Raw genomic sequence first — 24,252 nt, forward strand, 5'->3', positions numbered from 1 at the left:
CTGACCGGACTTTTCTTTGGATCATACCGGTTCTGTGATTTTCGGCTCCCTTATGCAAGGGGCCGGATCTATGTTGCTGTGTTGCGCCCGTCATGCCGGGAGGCATACCCTGGTCAATCCGCCTTGCCAAAGGCGCAGAGCGGATAGCGTCAGGGTGAGCAGCCGGAGCAAAACCCCCCATGCCCCATTGAAAGGATGTCGGATCGGGAGATGCGGTCCCCGGCCAGCAGCCTGGGCACTACCAGGTCGAAGATCGACGCCCGGCCGCAGCTGTTTTCGTCAGGCAAGCCCAGTACAGGCACCTTGCCGAGGTAGGCCAGCAGAAACAGTGCACCAGGCAGGGTAGGCGCTCTGTCCGCCACCAGCTCGGCCCCGGCTGCCCGTATGGCCGCCGGAGTCTGGGCGTCCGGTTCCCTGGACATTCCGCCCGTTACCAGGACCATGTCCACGCCGTCGGCAGCGAACTCCTGAACCGCGCTTCTGGTTGCTACCGTATCGTCGCCGACAAACGTCTGCCGTACGGTTTCCGATCCCAGTAGTCCCAGCTTCCGTTTCAATTCCGGGCCATATGTATCCTTGACCTTGCCTTGAAATAGATCGCTGCCGGTGGTCACGATGCCTACGCGCAAGTGGTTGAGCGGCCGCAGCCGAATGACCGGGTAGGCATCCGCGCAGAGCGCCTCTATACGTTCGATTTTAGCCTCGTCGGCGAGGAGGGGGACCACGCGTACCCCGGCAACCTCGCATGGGTTGGTAAAGGCCGTGCCGTGGTGCAGGGTGGCCAGCACGGCTTCCCCGATGGCATTGATTTCGTAGAGCGCCTGCACATTGATGTCGAGCAGGCCGGGGGCGGCCGTCATGCTCACGTAGCCATCCTGCGGGCGGCCTGGGTAAAGCCATGGCCCGGAAGCTGCCCGGGCTACGCGCAGGGCGGCCGTGTCACTGTCCAGTTTCCCGTGGGGAATGTCCTGGACCTGGATTTCCTCCTTGCCGATTCGCAGCAGGTCGGGAATATCGCTTTCGGTAACCCTGTGTCCCTTGTGGAAGAGGGGTCCCTCGTCCTCTGGCCTGCCGGGCATATCGTGGCAGAGCATTTTGCCTACGGCGTCTTCTACCGGAACTACCTTCATGGACGAGACTCCTTGTTGCTGCACCAAGCCCCTTGACCTTGGAGAAAAAGTGTGAGATTAAATTCGATTTATATTTTTTTATTTTTTCTCCAACAGAAAAAAATATCCATAACATCTTGTAAAAGATGATTTTTCTACCAAACCCCCGCGAAAAATACTGATTATCACCTGTTTGACGCAGTCCCGGACCTGCGTTACCTCGGTCGCATCGACGCTGATTTTCAGTTGTCGGTGGAGCCGACGCCAGGCAGTAAGCTTAAGGAAAACCGCCTGTCGCCGGACCCACTCAACAGGAATGCATCGGGGCCGGAGCTGATCGTGTAGGAGCGTCGCTTCGTCCCGGGTATTGAAAAAAATTGGAGTAGTTATGAAGATAGCCATCGAAATCAATGCGTTTGGCGAGAAGATTTCCAAGGTCGTGGAATACCCGGGCACTCCCGGCAGCCAGGCCGAAGTCATTCAGTGGCTCATGAGCCAGGCCGACTACAAGTGGGCCGACTACGAACACGCCCCGCTGGCGGACCGCATCATGTACGAGTACCAGGGCGGTTCCATCAACTAGGTCCTTCATCCTTTCTCCCCGCCCGATTCTCTATTCCTACTGATTTCGAGTCCACCCTCTCCCATGCTCAGCCGATACATCCGCACCGACCCACGCAGTCGATTCAACGATTCCTCCACCTGGACTGGAAGGGCATCGGCGTTGCCCGAGAGGGCGGGGAGACCCGCGAAGGGGATGCAGATGCGGTCGCTGTAGTGCATGACGCCGTGCAGCCAGCGATCCATGGAGACTTTCGGCAGCCGGAACCGCTCCTGGACGAATCCCTGGAGATTGTCCAGGCCTTGCAGTGCGCGGAGCATCTCCGGGTTAAGTTCGATGATGCAGAGGTCCGCCTTGATGTCGAACATCGCCTTCTGGATCGGTTGCAAATAGCAGGTAAACCGGCCGTCGCGTATTTTGATCCGTCCGGATTCCAGCCTGCGCAGCGAATCGGCCACCCGGCGCCGATCTGCGGCACCCGCCCTTTTGAGCACTTCCCTTGCCAGACTCCTGAGGTCTATCTTGAGGGCGCACGGTGCAGAAGATGTCTGTCGGGGAAACCGGGCCGCGCAGGCTAGAAATACGTCCTGGTCGAACTGGTCGAGCCGCTCTCCGGTATAGAGCAGCGTGCGATGCGAGCAGGTCGACTGTATGGGATAGTCGTGCACGCGGGCTCTGCTTCGCACGTACCGTCCCTGGAAAAGTTCCGAGGCGAAAAAGAGTTCCGGCGGCAGGCTGAGGAAGGCGCTCTCGCGCGGGGTCAGTAGCAGCGCCCCGGCACCATTGGCCGGATCAGGCGTCCAGCCTTGTCCCATCCATCCATCAATCAGATCGTCGTCGTACATTCTTGATCCTCCTCTGGCGCGGGGCAGGACGTTACAGCTCTGTCCCGGAGACGCTCCCCGGTTCCGTGGCCCGAAGCGACAGTTGCCGCTCCGGACCACGGAGGCTAGGGTAGAGGCGTCTATAATTCGTTGGGCAACTCCCGCAGTTCCGCGTTGGAGAAGACCGGTCCATCCTTGCAGACGTATTTGGTGCCTATGTTGCACCTGCCGCAGATGCCCACCCCGCACTTCATCCTTTTTTCCAGGGTGGTGATGATCCGTTCATCCTCAAACCCCAGGGAATGCAGGGCCTGAATGGTGAACTTGATCATGATCGGCGGGCCGCAGGTCACGGCATAGGCGTCCGCGGAAGAGGGCGCCATCTCCTTGAGCACGTTGGGGATGAGTCCCACATGGTGCTTCCAGTCCGGCGTGCCGTTGTCCACGGTCAGCTCCGTTACCATGTCGTCGCGTTCCAGCCACTCCGGCAGCTCATAGCTGAAGGCCATGTCCGAGGGGCTCCGAGCGCCGTAAAGCAGGGTGATCTTGCCGTAGTCGTCGCGGTTGTCGAGCATGTAGAGGAGCAGGGTGCGCAGGGGGGCCATGCCGATGCCGCCGCCTACGAAGACGATGTCCTTGCCCTTCATGTCCTTATAGGGAAAGCAGTTGCCGAGCGGAGCGCGCACGCCGATCTGGTCTCCTGCCCGCAGCTTGTGCAGCCGCTCGGTCAGCTCGCCAACTCGCATGACGCTGAATTGCAGGTAGTCCATGCGGGTGGGGGAGGAGTTGATGACGAACGTGGATTCGCCCACTCCGAAGACCGAGAGCTGGCCCACCTGGCCGGGCTCGAACTTGAATTGTTGCATGGCCTCTTCGGAATTGAGGGTCACGCGAAACGTCTTGATGTTTGGCGTTTCGTCGATCACTTCCTGAATGGTGGCCATTTGCGGAAGATAGAGATTGGATGCGTGGCTGTTAGTCATTGACCTTTTCCTCCTTGGCCTGGGCGCGCTCCCGCGCCTTGCCGACGATAGCCCGCACATCCATGGACACGGGACAGTTGACGATGCAGCGGCCGCAGCCCACGCAGGCGAGTTTGCCGTCGTGCAGTGCGGGGTAGTAGCTGAACTTGTGGCCGATCCGGTTGCGCATGCGCTGGGCTTTGCTGTTGCGCGGGTTGTGCCCGCTGCCCTCCAGGGTGAACTGGAAGGACATGCAGTTGTCCCAGGTGCGAACCCGGACGCCGTCGTCGCCTTTTATTTCGTCTGTCATGTTGAAGCAGTAGCAGGTGGGGCAGAGATAACTGCACGCGCCGCAGCTGAGGCACTTGGCCGTGATCTTGTCCCAGAACTCTCCGTCCTCGAAGAGTTCAAGCACTTCGCCCGGGGCGCCCCCGAGGGGGGCGCCCGCGGGCATAGCCCGACTCGTAGCCTCGCGGACCTTGCGGGCTTCCTCCTTCCTGTCACCGGCATCTACCAGAGGCTGCTCCTGTAGGAACGCGTCGCCCCGGTCGGTCACGGCTTCAGCCACGAATCCGTCTTTGACGGGCGTGAACAGAATGTCGGTTCCTTCCGTGCTGCCGGGGTCTCCCTCGACGCGGTTGCAGAAGCAGGTCTCTGCGGGATCGGTGCAGGCGATCGACGCAATCAGCGTTTTGTCCCGTCGGGTACAGTAATAAATGTCCCGGCGCTCTCCTGCGTCATAGACGCGGTCAAATACGCTGAACCCCTTTGCGTCGCAGGGCCTTACTCCAAAGAGAAAGGTCTCCTGATCGGGCAGTGTCTCGCGTACCTCCAAATTGGTCCTGGACGGTACGCCTTCTCCCTTTGAATAATGAAACTCCAACAGCGGCTCGCAGCGGGGCAAAAGGGCCGCCTTGGCCGATTCGTCGGCCAGTCCGTTCAAATTCAGCTCGCTCTCCTCCGTCAGTTCCGAGAACAGCGTCCGGCCGCCCGTGCGTATGGGGGCCAGCACCCGGCGCGATTCGGCCAGGACAAGGAGCCAGGGCATGAGCTTGTCGTTTGCTATGTATCTTGCGGTCGCCATTACCACTCCCTCTCCTTGATGTTTTTCTCTTGTTCACGGAACTCGAACAGGGGTGGGGTCTGGTCCGGATCCATCCCGGCCTGGTAGTCGAAGATGTCCTTGATGTTGCGGTTGAGCACCTGCTTCAGGGTCATGATGGGCAGGTCCATGGGACAGGCCCGCTCGCACTCGCCGCATTCCGTGCAGCGCCCAGCGGTGTGCAGGGCGTGCATGGCCTGGAACATCAGTTTTTCCCGTGGATGATCGGTCTGATCCACCCAGTGGGGATCGCGGCTCTGGGCCGCGCAGTGGTCCTGGCAGACGCACAGGGGGCAGGCGGAACGGCAGGCATAGCAGCGGATGCATCGGGTCATCTGGTCTTCCCAGAAGCGGAGCCGTTCTTCCATGCTCATGGCTTCCAGCCGTTCCAGGGTGGTTTCCCCTTGTCCTTCCAGCCGGGGGGGCTGGCCATGCTCGCCGATGAAGTGGTCGCAGACCTCGGCATCGGCACCGGTACAGTGGAAACACTTCTGCTGTACGGATTCGGCCGGGGAGAGCGTTTTTTCCTCTCCGTTCAGGGTAATGCGGACCGTGCCGCCGTTGATGGCAACGTTCGTGACGCCTTTGGGCGAGCCCAGAGCGGTGCGCGTGGACTTGGCGTCCAAGGTGCCGTTGCAGTGCAGGCCGAAGATGGTCACGTCATCGCGGTCGATGAGTTTTTCCTGCAAGAGTTCGACGATGGAGCGGCTGTCGCACCCCTTGGCAACGATGCCGACCTTCTTGCCGCGCAGGCCGGGCAGGTAGCCTGCCAGGTTCTGTGCGCAGCGGGGGTCCCAGGCGATGAGGTCCACGTCCGCCTCTTCGGTGATGAACAGGGGGGTATGGCTCAGACTGTCCGGCCCGGCGGTCCAGGCAATGACCATATCCAGGTCGGGCAGCGCCTTTTGTATTTCCGATTTCAATATATCAAGCGGGGATGTCATTCGAGACTCCTTTACAGCGCGTTGGGCTGGATCGGCTGCTGGAGACAGAGATCCAGGCTGGAGCCGCCGGTGAATTGCGGCATGGGCCCCAGGGCGTGCACCTGTTCGGTGAAGCTGGTGACGACGGAGCGCCAGCGTTGTCCTTCCGAGGCCGAAACCCAGGTGTATTCGAAACGTCCGGGATCGACGCCCATGGCGGGCAGCAGGGCCTTGAGGACCTCAAGCCGTCTGCGGGCGTAGAAGTTGCCTTCCGAGTAGTGGCAGTCACGCGGGTGACAGCCGGAGACCAGGACGCCATCGGCACCGTTCAGGAAGGCCCGAACAATAAACAGCGGGTTGATGCGGCCGGTGCATGGTAGCCGGACGATGCGCAGGTCCGTGGGCTGGGCGAAACGCCCGACCCCGGCGGTATCGGCGCCCGCATAGGAGCACCAGTTGCAAAGAAATCCGATGATCCGCAATTCCTTTCCTTCGGTTACAGACATAAGGAGTTCACCTCGGCGAGTATCTGGTTGTCGGTGAAGTGGCGCAGTTGAATTGCTCCCTGGGGACAGGCGGCGGTACAGTTGCCGCAGCCCTGGCACACGGTCTCGATGACCGAAGCCTTGGTCATGCCGCGGAAATCGATCATCTCGATGGCCCCGAAGGGACAGACCGATTCGCACTTGCCGCAGCCGATGCAGCGCACCAGCTTGACGCCGGAGACCTGCGGATCGCTGGCCAGCTTGTCCTTGGAGAACAGGGCCAGCACCTTGGCAGCGGCGGCATCGCCCTGGGCGACCGAGGACGGGATGTCCTTGGGGCCCTGGCAGGAGCCTGCCAGATAGATGCCTGCGGTGTTGGTTTCCACCGGCTTGAGCTTGGGGTGCCCTTCCAGGAAGAATCCGTACGGGTCGTAGGAGATGCGGAGCTTCTCGGCCAACTCGCCCGCGCCCTTGGCGGATTCAGCGCCGACGGCCAGGACGACCAGGTCGGCCTCGATTTCCACCTGCTGTCCCAGCAGGGTATCCGCACCCTTGACCAGATAACGGCCGTTCTTGGGCTGGATGGCGGAGACGCGGCCTCGGATGTAGCGGGCGCCATACTCTTCCATGGCCCGACGGGTGAACTCGTCGTAGTTTTTGCCCGGTGCCCGGATGTCCATGTAGAATACGTAGGACTGGGATTCGGGCAGGTGATCCTTTGTCAGGATGGTCTGCTTGGCCGTGTACATGCAGCAGAAGCCGGAGCAGTAAGGACGGCCGATGGATTTGTCGCGCGAGCCGACACACTGGATGAAGACGACGTCCTGAGGCTCCTTGCCGTCCGAGGGCCGCTTTATATGGCCTTCGGTGGGACCGGATGCGGAGAGGAGCCGCTCGTACTGCATGGAGGTGATGACGTCCGGGTACCGGCCGCCGCCGTATTCACCATACCGGGTGAAGTCGAACAGGTCGTAGCCGGTGGCCGCTATGATGGCACCCACCTCTTCGGTGACCAGTTCGTCCTGCTGGTCGAAGCGGATCGCTTCGGTGGGGCAGACCTTGGCGCACGCGCCGCATTTGCCCTTGGTCAGCATGATGCAGGCCTCGGGGTTGATGCTCGCCTTCTTGGGAATGGCCTGCGGGAAGGGAATGTTGATGGCGGTTGTCGTGCCGATGAATTCGTTGAAACGGTCCGGGGTCTTTTTGCTGGGACATTTGCTGGTGCACTCCCCGCAGCCGGTGCAGACGTTCCAGTCCACATAGGCGGCCTTGCGGCGCACCGTGACCTTGAAGTTGCCCACAAACCCGTCCACCGCATCCACCTCGGAGAGGGTGTACAGGGTGATGTTGGGATGCTGGGCCACATCGACCATCTTGGGGCCGAGGATGCAGCTGGAACAGTCCACGGTAGGGAATGTCTTGTCCAGCTTGGACATCTTGCCGCCGATGCTCGGCTCGCGTTCCACCAGGATGACTTCGAGGCCGCCGTCGGCACAGTCCAGGGCGGCCTGGATGCCGGCCACGCCGCCGCCGATGACCATGACCCGTTTGTTGATGTCGAACTCCCCTGCCTGGAGCCAGTCGTTGCGCCGCAGCTTCTCCACGGCCATGTGCACCAGCTCCGATGCCTTGCGGGTGTTCGCTTCCTTGTCCTTGCTCACCCAGGAAACATGCTCGCGGATGTTGGCCATCTCGAACATGTACTTGTTCAGACCGGCCCGTTCCAGGGTGCGGCGAAAGGTTGCCTCGTGCATGCGCGGGGTGCAGGATGCCACCACCACGCCGTCCAGGTCATAGGTCTTTATTGCGTCCACGATGCCCGCCTGGCCCGGTTCGGAGCAGGCGTACATGGTGTCGGTGGCAAAGACTACTTCGCGGAAATCCAGGGCGGCCTTGGCCACGGCCTCGGTATCCACGGTTCCGGCAATATTGCTGCCGCAGTGGCAGACAAAAACTCCTATGTTCATTACGCCCCCTCGCCGTTGTGCCGGGCCAGCGCCTTGAGCAGCGGGCGCGGGCTGACGCAGAGTTTGTTCAGCATGGTGCTCGTCTCATCCTGTCCGGCTGCGAGTCCGGCAAGCTGGGAGTAGTAGAATACGGGCAATTTGTGGCCGCTCTTGTTGGCGCGGTTGATCTGGGCCTGGCGCATGTCCAGGTTCATCTGGCACAGGGGGCAGGCCGTGACGATGGCGTCGGCCCCGGCCGCGGCTGCCGCGTCCAGAATGCGTCCCGAAAGTTTGGCCACCACATCCTTGCGGGTGGTGCCCAGCGATGCGCCGCAACAGTCGGTCTTGAGGGCGAAAGGCAGGACCTCGGCGCCCAATTCCGCAAGCAGCTTGTCCAGGGCCATGGGATTTTCCGGATCGTCGAATTGCATGATCCTGGGTGGGCGGACCATGATGCAGCCGTAGTACGGGACGACCTTCATTCCCTCAAGCGGTGCCTTGACCTGATCGGCCAGGGCCTGGATGCCGAGGTCCTCGACCACTACCTGAAGCACGGACTTGATGGGGAGCACGGCCTTCAGGGGCTTGCCCAGCACAAGTTCCACCTTGCGGTGAAAGTCGGGATTGGCCAGGCGATGCTGCGTGGTCTTGAGATTCTTCAGGCAACTTGGACACGGCGTGATGATGCCGTCGAACTTGCTGTCCTCGGCCATTTCGTCTGCAATGGCGAGGTTGCGGCCCACCAGACAGGCGGACAGCAGATGATCCACGGCATGGGCCGGAGTGGACCCGCAGCAGTTCCAGTCGGGGATTTCCACCAGCTCTATGCCGAGATTGCGGCACATGGCGCGGGTGGAGGTGTCGTACTCGAGGGAGGTGCCGAGCCCCGAGCAACCCGGATAATAGGCGTAACGAAGACTCATTGCTTTTGCTCCCGGTAGCGCTCGAAGATGCCGCGCACTTCGGCCACTTTTTTGATGTCGTGCGGCTTCAGGCCGAGCTTGCCTCTGCGCAGGGCGATGGGTGCCAGGTCCACGTCCGTGAACATCCGGCCCGTCTTGCCCGCGTAATTTGCCATGAGCCCGAGTTCGAAGACCCGGCCATGCTTTTCCACCGACTCCAGGAAGGCCTTCCAGAAGGCGCCGACAGCCTTTTCGCTGACCATGTTTTCCCGGCGGGCCATATGCCGCAGCACGTCCATCACCCGGGCGACGTCGATGTCGTTGGGGCAGCGCGTGGTGCACGTTTCACAGGAGGCGCAAAGCCAGATTGCGTGGGAGGTCAGGGCTTCCTCTTTTCTCCCAGCCTGAACCAGACGCATGATCTGGTTGACCGTGTAGTCGTAGGCAAAGGAAACCGGACACCCTGCGGTGCAGTTGCCGCACTGGTAGCACAGGGCGAGATTTTGCTCGCTCTCGCGCTGTACCTCGGCAACGAATTCGGAATCATAATCTTTGGGACTGGATGGCATGGACGCAAATCTCCGTTTCGTTTGTAACGGACGGGGTCGGCTCCGTCCGAAATCGAGTGTTCGAAGGGGAGCGGAGTAACAACTCCGCTCCCGTTGAAAGGGAGGACTTACATTGCGGATTCGTAGATGGCAATGACGTCTGCATCACGCGGCAGGCGCGGATTGGTCAAACCACAGGCGTCCTTCTGCGCATTGGCGGTCATGATGGCGATGTCTTCGATCTTGACATCCTTGCCGTAACGCTTGCCCAGCTCGACCAGACCGGTGGGGATACCTACGTCGGCGGAGAGCTGCTTGATGGCATCCAAGCACAGTTCCGCGGCGTTGCGCTTGCTCAGGCCGGTGATGTTCTGGTCCATCATTTCGGCCATTTCCGCGAACCGCTCCACGCGGGCGATGAGGTTGAACTTTTCGACGTGCGGGAGGAGGATCGCGTTGCATTCGCCGTGGGGCAGATCGTAGAAGCCGCCCAGCTGGTGGGCCATGGCGTGCACGTGGCCGAGGCTGGCGTTGTTGAAGGCCATACCGGCCAGGTACTGGGCGTAGCACATGCCTTCTCGGGCCTCTACATCCTGACCGTTGGCAACGGCGCGGCGCAGGAACTTGAAGACGAGGCGGATGGCCTTTTCGGCGCAGGCGTCGGTCATCGGGGTGCTGATGGTGGAAACATAGGCCTCAACGGCGTGGGTCAGGGCGTCCATGCCGGTGGCTGCGGTCAGCGCCGGGGGCATACCCATCATGAGCAGCGGGTCATCCAGGGCGATGCCGGGAGTGACACGCCAGTCGACAATGGCCATCTTCACCTTGCGGGAGGTGTCGGTGATGATGCAAAAACGGGTCATTTCGGAAGCGGTTCCGGCCGTGGTGTTCACCGCGATGTAGGGGGGCATGGGCTTGGTGGACTTGTCCACGCCTTCGAAATCATGAATTTTGCCGCCGTTGGATACGACCAGGCCGATACCCTTGCCGCAGTCATGGGAGCTGCCGCCGCCCAGGGTGATCAGGGAATCGCACTTGTTGTCCTTGTAGACCTTCACACCGTCGGCCACATTCTTGTCGGTGGGATTCGGAACCGTCTCGTCGTACACAACGCAGCTCATTTTGTGGCTCTTGAGCAGATCGACGATCTGCTGGGTGATGCCGCATCCTGTGATGCCCTTGTCAGTCACAAGCAGGGGTTTCTTGCTGCCAAGCGCTTTGATCTTGGCCGGAATCTCCTTGTGGGCGCCGATGCCGATGAGAGTAACGCTGGGGATGAAAAAGCCGTTGACCTGTTCTTGAACTGCCATAATGCTCCGTCCTTGTGTTTAAGGGTGACTGAACTCGGGACATGTGCTCGCCACGTCGCGGTGACGGCTTCCCTTGAGCAAGGATCGGGCCAATCATGTTATATTTACTATTTCAATGTGTTATGCTGATTTTCCTTTGTGCCGGTTTGTAGCCTTTCGCGTTCTGTTTTTGTGTCGGGCTGACCCGGTTAAAAAGAGCATGTGGTGATATCCTGTTATTTTAGCATGTTACGCAATGTGTCGTTTTGATACATGCAAATCGGCCAAATGGGTCATTATTCCCCGCTGTGATTCGATATAGAAAACCCGCCATTATGGCGGGTTTTCGAGGCTTGTGTCTTTTATAATCTGTTCTTCGGGCTATCCCAGACCGAATTTTTCAATTTTCCGGTACAGCGTCTTTCGTCCAATGCCCAGCGCCTTGGCCGCCTGCTGGCGGTTGCCGTCGAAGAACTGGAGGGCGCGCTGGATCTGCTGGCGTTCCAGCTCTTCCAGCGAAAAGACGGTACCGGCGTTCTGTTCCGCGCGTTCCACCAGCTCCCTGGGCAGGGCCTGGTTGGTGATGACGCCGCCTTCGGCCAGGATGATGCTCCGCTCCAGCACGTTGCGCAGCTCGCGGACATTGCCGGGCCAGTCATACTGCGTCAGGCACTGGACGGCCTTGTCCGTGATTGTCAGGTGCTCCCGGCGCATGGCGATGCTCATGCGGCCGAGAAAGTGCTCCACCAGCAGCGGGATGTCCTCCTTGCGCCGACACAGCGGCGGAACGGAAATATTGAAGACATTGATGCGGTGGTAGAGGGCCTCGTTGAAACGGCCTTCCTCCACCTCCTGGGCCAGGTTGCGGCTGGTGGCGAACAGAAAACGGATGTCCACATGCCGTTCGTTCTTTTCTCCCACCCGGCGGTACGTCCTGGCCTCCAGCACGCGGAGCAGCGATCCCTGCACCTCCAGGGGCAGTTCGCCTATTTCGTCCAGGAAGAGCGTGCCGGAATCGGCAAAGGTCATCAGGCCCTCGCGGCTATCCGTAGCCCCGGTGAAGGAGCCGCGCGTGTGGCCGAACAGCTCGCTGCGCATGAGTTCCTTTTGCAGGGTGGCGCAGTTCTTGACGATGAACGGCTGTTCCTTTCGCTCGCTCTGCTCCTGGATGGAGCGGGCCACCACGTCCTTGCCCACGCCGCTTTCGCCGGTAATGAGCACGGCCACATCCGTGGGGGCGACCCGGCTTACGAGATATTTGATCTGCTTGATGGGGGCGGAGTTGCCCACCAGCATGGAGGAGGCAACGGTCTGCTTGGAGTGGCGGAACCCCCGGTTTTCCCGCTGGAGGCGCGCCCGCTGGTAGGCGCGTTCGATGACCATCTCGACCCTGTCGAGGTGAAAGGGCTTGGTCAGATAGTCGTAGGCGCCGATGCGCATGGCCTCGACCGCGTTATCGATGTTGCCGTGGCCGGTGATGAGCACCACTTCTATATCCGGGTAGGTCGTCTTGAACTGCGCGAGCATGTCCAGGCCGTCGTCGTCCGGCAGGCGTATGTCCGAGACCACGACGTCGTAGTGGCCCTTCTGAAACTTTTCCATTCCGATGGTGGCGTTGGGTGCCGTCTCGATAATGCGCTCCGGCGTGCTCAGTTCATGCTCGAACAGGCGTAGTATCGATTCTTCGTCGTCGATGACCAGGACTTTGTACGCATTAGCCATGCAGCCCCCGCTTGCCGATGGGCAGGATGACCGAGAAGCACGTTCCGGTACCGAGTTCGCTGTTGACCGAAATCTCCCCGCCGTGCTCCTGCACGATGTGGTAGCAGGTGGCCAGCCCTATGCCGATACCCTTGCCCACAGGCTTGGTGGTGAAGAACGGCTCGAAGAGCATATCCAGGTTCTTGGCCGGAATGCCGCAGCCGGTATCGCTGACCGACATGCGGACGCCATCGCCGTGTGATGTGGTGGAGACGCACAGTTCACCCTCTTCGCCTATGGCGTCCACCGCATTGGTCAGCAGGTTGAGCGCCACCTGCTTCAGCTGCGCCTCGTCGCCGTAGATGGTGGGCAGGGTCTCCTCCAGGGAGAGGGAGACCTTGAGTTTCGGATGGCTTTTGAAATGGTGTTGCAGAATACGGATGGTGTCCTCGACCACGCGGTTGACGTTCACGCCGGTAAAGGCGGCCATCATGGGACGGCTGAAGGTCAGGAGGGTCTGAACGATTTTCTGGCAGCGCGCGCATTCCTTGATGATAGTGTCCGTGTACTCTTCGAAATCGTCGTAGAGTTCCTGGTCCACGGCGCCTTCCAGCTTGGGCAGGCGGCGCTTGAGTCCTTCGGCAAATCCAGAGACAGCGGTCAGGGGATTGTTGACCTCGTGGGCCACGCCTGCTGCCAGGGTGCCGATGGTGGCCATCTTTTCGGCCTGGTAGAATTTGGCTTGGTATTCCTTTTCCATGGTCACGTCCCGCTTGAAGATCAGGACCCGGTGCTGCGGCAGGTGGGGATTCTTGAGCGGCGCGGCGACCATGTCGAACTGCCGGTTGCGCCCGCCGATGCGGAAGATGGCGGTCTCCCGGCACACGGCGTCCGTGCTTAGGGAGCGGAAGGCCGGACATTCGTTGCAGGGATAGTTGGTGTTGCGGAATACCTGATAGCAATACCGGCCGATGGGGTTGATGCCCGGAAACAGTTCCTGGAAGACGTGGTTGACCGAGATGATCTCCAGGTTCTCCGACAAAACCATCATGACGTCGGTGATGCCTTCGAGGATGGCCGCGATCTCCAGGCGCTGGTCCTCGGATTCCCGGTGGCTGGCCTTCAGCTTATCCACGCTCTGCCGCAGTTCCTGGAAGAAATTGAGCTTGCTGTGCTCAATGCCAATGAGGTCTTCGAGTGTCGTTGCGTTACTCACCATGCAGCCTCGCATATGTTCATCAGGTCTTGGCAGTTCGTTTCACGGGGATTTGTCAGGGTGCAGGCATCCGGCAGCGCCTTGTTGCACAGCAGTTCCAGCTCGCTGTCGTCGGGCAGAATGTCGTTCAGGCGGCGTGCCGCCCCCAGCTCCTGAAAGAGCCGCTCCAGGTATTCGATGCCCTTGAGGGCCTGCTCCTCCTGGGTCTTGTACTCCTTGCCGGTGATCTGTAATCCCACCCGGGCCAGTTTTTCGGGTTTGGCGGTGAGGTTGAAGCGCATCACCGTGGGCAGCAGCACGGGGTGAACCAGACCGTGCAGCACGTCGAACCGTCCGCCGATGGAGTGGGCCAGGGAATGGGCGATGCCCAACCCCGCGTTGCTGAAGGCCATGCCCGCCGCGGTGCTGGCGATGCTCAGGTTCTTGAGTGCCTCCGGGGAGCGCGAATCCACGGCCTCCCGGATATTCTCCATGAAAAGCTGGATGGCACGCAGGGATTGCGGTTCGGTAAATGGCGAAGCCAGCCGGGAGACATAGGATTCCACCGCGTGGGCCATGGCGTCGATGGCCGAGGCCGCGATGAGCTCCCGGCTCTTCGTCACCAGCAGATTGGGGTCGATGATGGAGAGATTGGGCACCAGCGAGCGGCTGATGATGGACATCTTCACCTGCCGCTTGATGTCGGTGATGATGCAGAACTGGGAAACGTCGGAGCCGCTCCCGGCCGTCGATGGGATGAAGATCATGGGCGGCAGGGGGCGCATGATCTTGTTGGCCCCCTCGTATTCGCTGATGGACCCGCCGTTGCCGACCAGGGTGGATATGCCTTTGGCCGCGTCGATGGGGCTGCCCCCGCCGATGCCGACAATGACGTCCGCGCCCTTTTCCTTGTAAAGCTCCGCGCCCTCGCACACCTGTACGTCGCGGGGGTTGGAATTGACGTCGTTGAAGTAGACACAGTCTAACGCGTCCTTGCGCAGCAGGTCCATGACCACTTCGACCCAACCGGCCTTTTCAACGCCGGGATCGCTGACAAGCAGGACGCGCTTAGCCCCCAGGCGGCGGGCGCAGGGGGCCAGGTACTTTATGCTGCCGTTGCCGAATATGACTTCGGGAATGGCGAATTTGGTGATGAGCATTGAATCTCCGAACGTGGTTTTATACTCCAATCGTATGCAGATTCCAGGGGCTTAGGCAAGCCCTTTGCCCAAATCTTCTTTTCGGCACCCGCTAAACGGCCTTTGGTGTTCCCCTTTTTGCGGTTCTCGGGATGAGTCCCGGGCAGTGCTTTCCTTCTTTGCCGTGGAAAGTGGAAAAGCGGCTGAAACGAGTCCGCAACAATAGACAGTGTCCGATTTTGGACGCGTGGCGAACGTTTGCAGTGTCTGACCCGCGTAATTTAAATTTTGAGGATGTCCTGATGAAGCTCGAAATGTGGGCGATGTTTTTTCTGGCGTATCTGGTGACGACCTTGTCGCCGGGACCCAATGTGTTGCTGGTCCTGAAGAACAGTGTGCGGCATGGTTGGAAATCCGCATTCATCACCGTGCTGGGAAATCTGTCCTGCCAGCTGCTCATCGTCTGGCTGGTCGCCGTGGGCGTGGGCCACCTCATTCAGGAATTGCCGTTCTGGTTCGTGGTCATGAAGACGGTCGGCGGCGCCTACCTGATCTACCTGGGCATCAAGAACCTGTTCGTCGCCCTCGGCGGCGGCATCCTGTTGAGCGACCGCGTGTAAGCCCAAGTTTGCTACCTGCACACAAGAAACCCCGTTTTCGGATCATACCGGAAACGGGGTTTTTATATTCTATTGAAAGGACGAGTTAACCGAGTCGCAGGACCTTGCCCGGCGGAGTGGTCGGGAGCGAAGCGGACTGGCCGTGGACGATAACGCCGTTGACCATGACCATTTCGATGCCGTCCGGGTGCTGGCGGGGATCGGTGTAGGTGCCCTTGTCGAGCACGGTATCGGGATTGAAGAGGACCAGATCGGCATAGTTGCCGGGTGCGAGCAGACCTCGTTTCTCGATGCCGAAGGTTCCGGCCGGTCTGGAGGTCATTTTGCGCACGGCTTCCTCAAGGGGCATGATTCCCTCCTCGCGGACATATTTGCCCAGCACGCGCGGGAATGCGCCGTAGGTACGGGGATGGGGCGTGCCGCCCAGCAGGCCGTCGGTGCAGACGTTCATTTCCGGTCGGGCCATGAAGGCCGTGACGTGTTCTTCCAGGCCGTAAAAATCGACCATGCCCACGCCGTTCTCCTCCTGCAACAGCAGGTCCAGAGTGGCTTCCAGCGGCTCCTTGCCGCGCATGGCTCCCAGCTTGGTCAGGGATTTGCCGATGGCGTCCTGATTGGCCTCGTGCTTGACGCTGGTGACGAAGATGCCGTCCACTCCGGCAAAGTCCACGAAATTGTCCCAGCCCTCAATGCCGTTGTGGATATCCCGGATCATCCGGGCGCGCGCCTTGGGATCAGCCAGCCGGGCGAGGAGTTTGTCCGTGCCGCCCGCATGGGCCCAGGGCGGCAGGATGGCGCCGAGCATGGTCGAGCCCGCCACATAGGGGTATTGGTCGAAGGTCACCTCAAGTCCGTCTGCCGCGGCCTGATCCAGCAGGCCGAGGACCCGCTCGAACTTGTCCGCGTTGTTCTTGCCGCAGATCTTGAAGTGGGAGAAGTGAACGTGCACGCCGGTGGTGCGGCCGATGTCCAGCACCTCTGCCATGGAGTCGAGGATGGTGTCCGCCTCGCTGCGCTGGTGGATGACCAGGGGGCGGCCGAACTCGGCGGCCACGGAGCAGAGAACTTCCATCTCCCGCTTGTCGCCGTAGGTGCAGGGCGGGTAGATCAGTCCGGTGGACAGGCCGAAACCGCCCGCTTTCAGCTCACGTCGCAGAATGGCCGCCATGACGTCCAGATCGGCCTCGGTCGCGGGCTTGTCGTCCAGCCCCATGGCCTCCATGCGGACGTTGCCGTGGGGAATCAGATAGCCCACGTTGCCGCCCACGCCGCTTTGTTCCAGCCGGGCGAGGTAGCCGTCCGTATTGATGAATGCCCAGTCCAGGGAGTCGGATTCCCCTTCCAGTCCGGCCAGATTCTTTCGCCATGCCGGGATGTGCTCCTTGGGCAGCGGGGCCATGGAGATGCCGTCCTGCCCAAGGATTTCCGTGGTCACGCCCTGGCGGAGCTTGGGGAGGATGTACGGCTCTTCCATGATCGCCAGATCGGAATGGCTGTGGGTGTCGATGAACCCGGGGCAGACGACGAGTCCCCCGGCGTCGATGACTTGGTCGGCATCGGGCAGGCCGGTGCTCACGCCGGTGATGGTGTCGCCCTCGATACGGACGCTGCCCTTACGGGCGGGAGCGCCCGAACCGTCGATGATGCGTGCGTTGTCGATGCGTATGCTCATGGCATGTGTCCGCGCCCGGGGGTGGCCCGGGCGCATTTTCGTTATCTGGTTTGCAGCAGGGCGTCGATGATCGCCCGGTAGCCGTTGGTGGCCTGATGCAGCTGGTCCACCTCGACATACTCGTCGATGGTGTGGGCCAGATTCTCGCGCGAGGGCCCGAAGCCCATGGTTTTGATGCCCGCCTCGCCCGCATAGTGGCTGCCGTTGGTGCAGAAGGAGTAGTGGGAGTATTCCGGGGCCAGTCCGGCCTGTTTCAGCCCGGCCATGGTGTCGGCCACAAAGGCTTCTTCCTTGTCGTACAGCCAGCCTGGGAAGAACCGTTCTCCCTGGATGTGCACGCCGGTGTAGCACTTCTCCTTGCCCTTGGCGAAGTACGCCTTGGCCTTGAAGTTCGGAATCTCGGCCGAAAGTCGGTCGATGATCGCGTTGATCGGGGCCAGCACGCTCTCCGGGGTCTCGCCCACCAGCAGACGGCGGTCGTAGGTCACGCGGCAGCCGCTGGGCACCACGGACGCGCCGGGGTAGGGGGTGGACTTGATGTCCGTAAGCACGCAGATGCCCTTGCCCAGGATGTCCTGCTCCGGGGTCTCCACCTGCTCAATGGCCCTTGTCAGCTCGGTCATCATGTGCACGGCGTTGACGCCCTTGTCCGGGTTGGCGGAGTGGGCGGGCACGCCGATGGTCTCGACCACGATTTCCGCCCGGCCGCGTTGGCCGATTTTCAGGTTCAGCTCCGAGGCTTCGCCGATGATGACGTAGTCGGGCTTGATCTTTTCGGATATCTCGCGCGCGGCGATGCCTTCGAATATTTCCTCGTGCACCACGCCCGCCACGCAGATTTCACCCGCGAACTTGCCCTTGGACTCGGCCTTGAACCAGGACGCGGCCGCGACCATGGCGGCCAGCGCGCCCTTCATGTCCGAGGTGCCCCGGCCGTAGACCTTGCCGTCCACTATGTCGCCGCCAAAGGGGTTTTGGGTCCAGGCGGAAGGGTCGGGCACCGGCACGGTGTCCATATGGCCGTCGAACAGGATGCACGGGCCGGGCTTGTTGCCCTTGATGCGGCCCACCACGTTGCCGTAGCGGTCCACGTCCACACGGTCGAACCCGTTGGCCTTCATGGCGGCGGCCAGGGTCTCGGCCACCCGCTCCTCCTCACCGGAGAGGCTGGGCAGGGAGACCAGCTCCTGGCACAGGGCCACGCTCAGTTGGCAGTAATCGTTGTTCTTCATGATTGCCGGGCCTCCCTCTAGCCGAGCAGACCGGTTTTCCGGTTGAATTCCACAATGAGCTTGTCGATTTCGGGAGCGATCTTCTGGATGTTCTCCCAGTAGTGCTCGTCGTACCACTGGGCCTGGATTTCCTCAAAGGCCATGCCCTGCTGTTCGATCCAGGTGTAGTACTTCAGGTTGTGGATGCGCTTGCGGGCCACATAGCTCAGTTCTTCCATGTTGTCCGTGGTCACGCTGTTCAGTACGGCGCGGGAGTAGGCAGCATCGGTGATCTCGTAGGAGCCCCGCTCTTCGGTCAGTTCCTTGAGGCGGCTCTGGTACATTTCCATGGAGTCCGTGGCCACGGTCAGGACCACGTCGTCCTTGCCCAGTTCGTAGTACTTGGCGAACTTGATGGCCGAGACCATGTTCGCCACAGAGGAGATGCCCAGCAGGTGCAGGTTTTCGGCGATCTCGGCAGGCACGCCGTTCGCCTTGAGGGCGTCCACGCCCGCAGGCTCGTTGAACAGGCGGATCAGGTTCATGGGCACTTCGTCGTCCACGGCAATGACCATGTCGGTGTTGCGCACGTTGTGCACCCACGGCACATGCTTGTCGCCGATGCCCTCGATGCGGTGCGCACCGAAACCGTTGTTCAGCAGGGTCGGGCACTGGAGAGCCTCGCAGGCACCGATCTTCACATTGCGGAACTGCTGCTTGAGATAGTCGCCGCTGGCCAGGGTGCCGCCGGAGCCGGTGGAAAGGATGACGCCCTTGAACCGGCGCTGGGGATCGTCGGAAAGCTCGGTGACCAGTTCGGTCATGGCCCGGCCGGTGACGGTGTAGTGCCACAGGTAGTTGCCCATGGCATCGAACTGGTTGAAGATGACGAGGTCGTCGCCGGACTGGCGAAGCTCCCAGCACTTGTCGAATATTTCCTTTACGTTGGACTCGGAACCGGGTGTCTTGATGGTCTCCCCGGCCACGTTGGCCAGCCAGTCGAAACGCTCCTGGCTCATGCCCTCGGGCAGGATGGCGATGGAGTCGCAGCCGAGCAGGTTGGAGTCATAGGCACCGCCGCGGCAGTAGTTGCCGGTGGAGGGCCAGACCGCCTTCTGGGTGGTGGGATCGAACTGGCCGGTGACCAGGGCCGGGGCCAGGCAGCCGAAGGCCGCGCCGACCTTGTGCGCGCCGGTGGGGAACCATTTGCCCACCAGCAGGACGATGCGGGCGTCCACGCCGGTCAGGGAGGAGGGCAGCTCGATGTGGTTGACGCCGCCGTAGGTGCCTCCCGAGGCCTTGGGCTCGTTTTTCCATGTGATGCGGAAGAGGTTGAGCGGGTCGAGGTCCCACAGGCCTAGATCACCCAGCTTGGCCCGGATGTCGGCCGGAATCTTTTCCGGGTGGCACATCTGTTCCAGGGTGGGGATGATGATATTCTTTTCCTTGGCCCGGGCCAGTGCGTTCTGCAGGCCCTTTTCGTTGATGGTCAGATCGATCATGGTTGGTTGTCCATCCTTGTATGTTGAACGAATAAAGTTGTTGTTTAGACGTTATGCGCCCTTGAGGGCGTCCTGCACGGCCTTGAGGGAAGGCGGCACTACCTGCGGGGCGCGGTCGCACGCCTTGATGGTCGCGTCCACGTCCTTGAGTCCGCTGCCGGTGATGAGCAGCACGGTATTCTGGTCCGGGGTGACCAGCCCTTCGGCCACGGCCTTGTGCAGACCGGCCAGCGGGGAGGCCCCGGCGGGTTCGGCAAAGACGCCGGAGTTCTTGGCCAGTTCCGGAATGGCCGCGAGGATGTCCCGGTCGGCGACGCGCACGTACGCGCCGTTGGTTTCGGTCACTGCGCGCATGGCCTTCTTGCGGTCGCGCGGCAGGCCTGCGGAAATGGAGTCGGCCACGGTTTCCGCCTTGATGGCCGGGAAAGTGACGGGATCGGCACCCGCCTTCCATGCCTGGTACATGAAGTCGCTGCCCTCGGCCTGGACGCCGATGAGCCGGGGCATCCGGTCTATCCAGCCCAGTTGCAGCAGGTCGAAAAATCCCTTGTACAGGCCGGAGATGATACAGCCGTCGCCCACGCCGACCAGAACGTTGTCCGGGCAGCGCCAGCCGAGCTGTTCGCATATCTCGTAGGCGGCGGTCTTCTTGCCTTCGGCCATGTAGGGGTTGAATCCGGTATTGCGGTTGTACCAGCCGAACTCGGCGGCCGCTTTCAGGCAGAGCTCGAAGGCGTCGTCGTAGCTCCCGTCCACCAGAAAGACATCCGCGCCGTAGGCCAGGAGCTGGGCCACCTTGGCCCGAGGAGCGGACTTGGGCACGAAGATGGTGCAGTCCATGCCCGCTGCCGCGCACATTCCGGCCAAGGCCGCGGCCGCGTTGCCGGTGCTGGCGGTGGTGATCCGCTCCGCTCCCGCCTCGCGCGCCTTCATGACGGCCAGTGCGCTGGCCCGGTCCTTGAGGGAGCCGGTGGGCTGGCGGGAGTCGTCCTTCAACCAGAGGTGTTGTACACCGACGGCGCTGCCAAGGCGCGGGGCCTCGTAGAGCGGCGTCCAGCCCACGTTCAGCGCCGGGGCCGGGGTTTCCGGCAGGACCGGCAGCAGGGGGCGGTAACGCCATTGGCTGTAGTCGTTGCAGGCGGCCAGCGTCTCCGGGGAGAGCGTCTTCCCGATGGCCGCGTAGTCATATTCAATGTCGAGGATGCCCTCGTTGCCATGGTCGGGGCAGACGTAGTCCACCTCGCCGGGGCGAAATGTCTTCCCGCACAGGGTGCAGCGCATGCGTGTGATGTTTGCGGGGTGTTTTTGCATAGGTATCGGTTCCGGCTCTGGAGTTGCAGAATGGGCGGCGGGACGTGCCCGCCGCCCGATATCATGACAGGTTACTTGGAGGCCTCTTTGATGGCGGACAGGAAGGAGTTCAGCATGGCCTTTCCTTCGTCGCCGAAGGTGTCTTCGATGTACTTCTTCACGACCGGCAGGGAAGCTGCACGGAACTTCTCCTTTTCGGATTCGGGCAGGGTGTACACTTCCATTTTCTTGGCAAGGAAGGGCAGACCTCGGTCGGAAGCCTCGATGGCGTTGGCGATGCCGCGGCTGACCACGATGGCGGTCTTGGCGGCGCTCTCCACGACCTTCTTCTCATTGTCGGTCAGGGAGTTGTAGAAGTCGGCGTTCATCAGCCAGACGTGCGGGGCAAAGAGGTGATTGGAGATGGTCAGGTACTTCTGGACTTCGTACAGCTTGGCGAACTCGATGATGGGCAGCGGGTTCATCTGGCCGTCGGCAACGCCGGTCTGAAGGGCGGTGTAGACCTCGGCCCAGGCGATGGACACGGGCTGGCCGCCGAGGCTGGAGACGAGCTTTTTGTGGGTTTCAAGGCCCATGGTGCGGATTTTGAGGCCCTTCATGTCTTCCAGGGTCTTGATGGGACGCCTGGAGTTGGTGAACTGGAAGAATCCGCCGGAGTCGCTGAAGCCCAGGCACTTGATGCCGGTCTTGTCGGTGATGTCCTTGGCCAGCTTCTGGCCGAAGGGACCGTCCAGGACGTCATAGGCCACGGCGTGGTTGGGGAAGGCAAAGGGCACGTCGAGCACGGAGATCAGCGGGTAGACGGAACCGACCGCGCCCACGGAGTGCACGCCGAGCTGGATGATGCCGGCCTTGACCTGCTGGACCACCTCGGCGTCCTTGCCGAGCTGGCCGCTGGGGAAGATTTGGACCTGGACCGAGCCGTTGGTGCCGGACTCCACCAGGTTTTTGAAGACCACTGCGGCGGCGCCGGACGGATTGTCGAACGCACCGTTCTTGTTCAGGTGGTGCATCTTGATCACTTTGGCAGCCATGGCCACCTGGGCGAGCATCAGGACAGCCGCGCACAGGGTCAGGATCAAGGTGAGCTTCTTGAACTGTTTCATGGAAACCCTCTCTACAGTTTGAAGTTAATTAAGCATCAGCTTTGGGAAAAACATTGCCAGATCGTCGAAGTAGGTGATGATGAGCAGTACGCCGACCTCGACAAGGATGAACGGCCACAGGGAGGAGGCTATCCGCTCTATCTTTTCCCCGGTGACCGAGGAAAGGACGAAGAGACAGGCTCCCACCGGCGGCGTCATCAGTGAAATGTTCAGGGCCAGGACGATGACCACACCCGCGTGCACCGGGTTCATGCCGATGGAGGCGGTGAGCGTTCCGAGCATGGGGGTGAGGATGATCAGCGCGGCGTTGATGTCCATGAACATGCCGATGCCGAGCAGGAGGAGCAGGATCATGCCCTTGATCACCCACGGGGTGTGGGACAGGGAAAGGAATCCGTCCGCTATCTGCTGCGGAATCTGCATGAAGGTCATCCACCAGCTGAGGATGGACGCCGAGGCGATGATCAGGAAGACGACGCCCGTGATGCGCGCGGTCTTGATGAGCATGTCGATGATGGTCGTGAAGTTCAGGTTGTGCTCCACCACGATGCCCACGAAGAAGGCGTAGAAGACGGCGATGGCCGCCGCTTCCGTGGGGGTGACGATGCCGCCCAGGATGCCGCCCAGGATGATGCCGGGCATGAGCAGGGCCAGGATGGAACCCTTGAAAGTCTTCAGGATGAAGCGAAGGCTGGGGCCGTCCTGGCTCTTGGGCAGCTTGAGTTTGCGGCCCAGGGCCACGATGAGGGCCATGCACAGCACGCAGATGAGCAGGCCGGGCAGGATGCCCGCGGCGAAGAGCCCGGCGATGGATACACCGGCCAGCGAACCGTAGATGACCATCAGGTTGGACGGCGGAATGGTAGGGCCGATGATCGACCCGGCGGCGGTGACGGCACAGGCGAAGGGGCGGGAATAGCCCTGCTTGACCATGGCCGGGACCAGGGTGTTGCCGAAGGCTGCGGTATCCGACACGGCCGCGCCCGTCATGCCCGCAAAGAGGACCGAGGCGAGCATGTTGGAGTGGGCCAGTCCGCCGCGCATGTATCCCACCAGGGCGTCCGCGAAATCGGCCAGCTTCTTGGTCATACCGACCCGGTTCATGGTTTCTCCGGCCAGGATGAAGAACGGCATGGCCATGAAGGAGAAGAGGTCCAGTCCTTCAAAGAACCGCTTGGGAGCCATGACCAGGAATTGGTCGCCGCCGATCTGGTACAGGCCGATGACTCCGGCGATGCCGAGCACGAAGCCGATGGGCACGCCGATGAGCATCAGGAAGAAAAATGCGATGACGACGGCGATCATTGGGCGGCCTCCTTCTTGACGAACAGCGGCGTTATCCCTGCCGTCTCTCGTAGCATGGTGCACAGAATATTAAAAACGGTCAGCATGGCGGCCACCGGCACCGAGGTGAAGGGGACGAACATGGTCATACCGAAGATGGTGGCATACTGTTGCATTCCCTGCTTTGCCATAGTCACGCCATAGAAGGCGAGAAAGAGGAAAAAGAGCAGGCCAATGGCGTCCAGAACAAGCCGTGCCCATTTTTGCTGCCGCACGGGCAGTTTGGAAAAGAGCAGGTCCAGGCCGATGTGCTCTCGCCGGTAGGCGCAGCAGGGCACGGCCAGGAGTGCGGCCCATATCATAATGTATCTGGCGAGTTCCTCGGTCCAGGTAACGCCCAGGGCCAGGAAGTAGCGCTCGACGACCCCGAACCAGACCACGCCGATCATGGCGGCCACGAGCAGGGCACATATCCTTTCGACGACGTAGTTGATGCGGTAGGCGGTCAGCTCGAATGCGCGGGCTATGCCAACCAGGGCTGGAGTGATGTTTTCTTGCATGATCTCGGGTTGGTTGTTGGTTATGGTATTGTTCAGCACGTACTGTGCCATTTCAATCCGATATTGGCATGATTTTTTGCGTTTTGATAAAATTGAGTGTTTTGTTGATATTTCGAGGTGTTAATATTAACAATATGGTCATGTCTGTCTCGGGATGTTTATCAACTTCATACTTGAGGCGTTTTTAAATTACGTTTATGTGATTGTTGTTTTCATTTTGATACTACAGCTGCGCAAGCAACGGTGATACGGTAAATGCACGCGATTAGAGGCTGTTGCGTCAACCTGTTTGGCCGCGT

22 protein-coding genes are annotated in these 24,252 nt (G+C 61.0%); 2 read left to right on the forward strand and 20 right to left on the reverse strand.

Annotated features, from left to right (window positions below; translation table 11 throughout):
• Positions 1-149 precede the first annotated feature (149 nt).
• Complete coding sequence (locus tag ACI0FG_RS02840; protein ID WP_419787043.1) at positions 150-1,130, reverse strand: molybdopterin-binding protein; 981 nt, start codon at positions 1,128-1,130, stop codon at positions 150-152.
• A gap of 367 nt (positions 1,131-1,497) precedes the next feature.
• On the opposite strand from ACI0FG_RS02840, the gene ACI0FG_RS02845 reads away from it, so the two are divergent.
• Positions 1,498-1,692 (forward strand): hypothetical protein, encoded by a 195-nt coding sequence (locus ACI0FG_RS02845; RefSeq protein WP_419787044.1) that lies wholly within the window; start codon positions 1,498-1,500, stop codon positions 1,690-1,692.
• A gap of 5 nt (positions 1,693-1,697) precedes the next feature.
• Here the strand turns inward: ACI0FG_RS02845 and ACI0FG_RS02850 are convergent, their stop codons facing one another.
• From ACI0FG_RS02850 to ACI0FG_RS02905, 12 genes are all read right to left on the reverse strand, one after another.
• A complete protein-coding gene (locus ACI0FG_RS02850) occupies positions 1,698-2,516 on the reverse strand; it encodes a hypothetical protein (RefSeq protein WP_419787045.1) in 819 nt (272 codons plus the stop codon).
• 119 nt (positions 2,517-2,635) lie between these two features.
• Positions 2,636-3,478, reverse strand: coding sequence for an FAD/NAD(P)-binding protein (locus ACI0FG_RS02855; protein ID WP_419787046.1), 843 nt, complete (start codon positions 3,476-3,478; stop codon positions 2,636-2,638).
• Positions 3,471-4,541 carry a 4Fe-4S dicluster domain-containing protein gene (locus tag ACI0FG_RS02860; protein ID WP_419787047.1) on the reverse strand — a complete coding sequence of 357 codons (1,071 nt, stop codon included), beginning with the start codon at positions 4,539-4,541 and terminating at the stop codon, positions 3,471-3,473. The genes ACI0FG_RS02855 and ACI0FG_RS02860 overlap by 8 nt, the downstream gene beginning before the upstream one ends.
• Complete coding sequence (locus ACI0FG_RS02865) at positions 4,541-5,503, reverse strand: 4Fe-4S dicluster domain-containing protein (protein ID WP_419787048.1); 963 nt, start codon at positions 5,501-5,503, stop codon at positions 4,541-4,543. The genes ACI0FG_RS02860 and ACI0FG_RS02865 overlap by 1 nt, the downstream gene beginning before the upstream one ends.
• 11 nt (positions 5,504-5,514) lie before the next feature.
• On the reverse strand, positions 5,515-5,988 hold the full coding sequence (locus tag ACI0FG_RS02870) for a hydrogenase iron-sulfur subunit (RefSeq protein ID WP_419787049.1): 474 nt from the start codon (positions 5,986-5,988) through the stop codon (positions 5,515-5,517).
• Entirely contained in the window at positions 5,979-7,934 is a 1,956-nt protein-coding gene (locus ACI0FG_RS02875) for a 4Fe-4S binding protein (RefSeq protein WP_419787050.1), read from the reverse strand. The genes ACI0FG_RS02870 and ACI0FG_RS02875 overlap by 10 nt, the downstream gene beginning before the upstream one ends.
• Positions 7,934-8,836, reverse strand: a complete 903-nt coding sequence (locus ACI0FG_RS02880) for a CoB--CoM heterodisulfide reductase iron-sulfur subunit B family protein (protein WP_419787051.1) — start codon at positions 8,834-8,836, stop codon at positions 7,934-7,936. The genes ACI0FG_RS02875 and ACI0FG_RS02880 overlap by 1 nt, the downstream gene beginning before the upstream one ends.
• A complete protein-coding gene (locus ACI0FG_RS02885; protein WP_419787052.1) occupies positions 8,833-9,384 on the reverse strand; it encodes a 4Fe-4S dicluster domain-containing protein in 552 nt (183 codons plus the stop codon). Before ACI0FG_RS02885 ends, ACI0FG_RS02880 begins: the two co-directional genes overlap by 4 nt.
• A gap of 107 nt (positions 9,385-9,491) precedes the next feature.
• Complete coding sequence (locus ACI0FG_RS02890) at positions 9,492-10,673, reverse strand: iron-containing alcohol dehydrogenase (RefSeq protein ID WP_419787053.1); 1,182 nt, start codon at positions 10,671-10,673, stop codon at positions 9,492-9,494.
• A 360-nt stretch (positions 10,674-11,033) separates the two neighbouring features.
• A complete protein-coding gene (locus ACI0FG_RS02895) occupies positions 11,034-12,374 on the reverse strand; it encodes a sigma-54-dependent transcriptional regulator (RefSeq protein ID WP_419787054.1) in 1,341 nt (446 codons plus the stop codon).
• Positions 12,367-13,572 carry a two-component system sensor histidine kinase NtrB gene (locus ACI0FG_RS02900; protein ID WP_419787055.1) on the reverse strand — a complete coding sequence of 402 codons (1,206 nt, stop codon included), beginning with the start codon at positions 13,570-13,572 and terminating at the stop codon, positions 12,367-12,369. The genes ACI0FG_RS02895 and ACI0FG_RS02900 overlap by 8 nt, the downstream gene beginning before the upstream one ends.
• Positions 13,566-14,708: an iron-containing alcohol dehydrogenase gene (locus ACI0FG_RS02905; protein ID WP_419787056.1), complete on the reverse strand. Its 1,143-nt coding sequence runs from the start codon at positions 14,706-14,708 to the stop codon at positions 13,566-13,568. The genes ACI0FG_RS02900 and ACI0FG_RS02905 overlap by 7 nt, the downstream gene beginning before the upstream one ends.
• A 281-nt stretch (positions 14,709-14,989) precedes the next feature.
• On the opposite strand from ACI0FG_RS02905, the gene ACI0FG_RS02910 reads away from it, so the two are divergent.
• Positions 14,990-15,307 carry a LysE family translocator gene (locus ACI0FG_RS02910; RefSeq protein ID WP_419787057.1) on the forward strand — a complete coding sequence of 106 codons (318 nt, stop codon included), beginning with the start codon at positions 14,990-14,992 and terminating at the stop codon, positions 15,305-15,307.
• A gap of 85 nt (positions 15,308-15,392) precedes the next feature.
• On the opposite strand, the gene ACI0FG_RS02915 is transcribed toward ACI0FG_RS02910, so the two are convergent.
• From ACI0FG_RS02915 to ACI0FG_RS02945, 7 genes are all read right to left on the reverse strand, one after another.
• Positions 15,393-16,979, reverse strand: a complete 1,587-nt coding sequence (locus ACI0FG_RS02915; protein ID WP_419787058.1) for an N-acyl-D-amino-acid deacylase family protein — start codon at positions 16,977-16,979, stop codon at positions 15,393-15,395.
• A 41-nt stretch (positions 16,980-17,020) separates the two neighbouring features.
• Complete coding sequence (locus ACI0FG_RS02920) at positions 17,021-18,211, reverse strand: YgeY family selenium metabolism-linked hydrolase (protein WP_419787059.1); 1,191 nt, start codon at positions 18,209-18,211, stop codon at positions 17,021-17,023.
• 17 nt (positions 18,212-18,228) lie between these two features.
• Positions 18,229-19,692: a pyridoxal-phosphate dependent enzyme gene (locus tag ACI0FG_RS02925; protein WP_419787060.1), complete on the reverse strand. Its 1,464-nt coding sequence runs from the start codon at positions 19,690-19,692 to the stop codon at positions 18,229-18,231.
• Positions 19,693-19,743: 51 nt separating this feature from the next.
• Positions 19,744-21,003, reverse strand: a complete 1,260-nt coding sequence (locus tag ACI0FG_RS02930) for a threonine synthase (RefSeq protein WP_419787061.1) — start codon at positions 21,001-21,003, stop codon at positions 19,744-19,746.
• 71 nt (positions 21,004-21,074) lie between these two features.
• Positions 21,075-22,109, reverse strand: a complete 1,035-nt coding sequence (locus tag ACI0FG_RS02935) for a DctP family TRAP transporter solute-binding subunit (protein ID WP_419787062.1) — start codon at positions 22,107-22,109, stop codon at positions 21,075-21,077.
• Between the two features lie 24 nt (positions 22,110-22,133).
• Positions 22,134-23,414 carry a TRAP transporter large permease gene (locus ACI0FG_RS02940; RefSeq protein ID WP_419787063.1) on the reverse strand — a complete coding sequence of 427 codons (1,281 nt, stop codon included), beginning with the start codon at positions 23,412-23,414 and terminating at the stop codon, positions 22,134-22,136.
• Entirely contained in the window at positions 23,411-24,004 is a 594-nt protein-coding gene (locus tag ACI0FG_RS02945) for a TRAP transporter small permease (protein ID WP_419787064.1), read from the reverse strand. Before ACI0FG_RS02945 ends, ACI0FG_RS02940 begins: the two co-directional genes overlap by 4 nt.
• Between the last annotated feature and the right edge of the window lie 248 nt (positions 24,005-24,252).

Origin of the sequence: Pseudodesulfovibrio sp. 7M6, assembly GCF_050058625.1 — a bacterium.
In the GTDB taxonomy this organism is placed as follows: domain Bacteria; phylum Desulfobacterota; class Desulfovibrionia; order Desulfovibrionales; family Desulfovibrionaceae; genus Pseudodesulfovibrio; species Pseudodesulfovibrio salinus.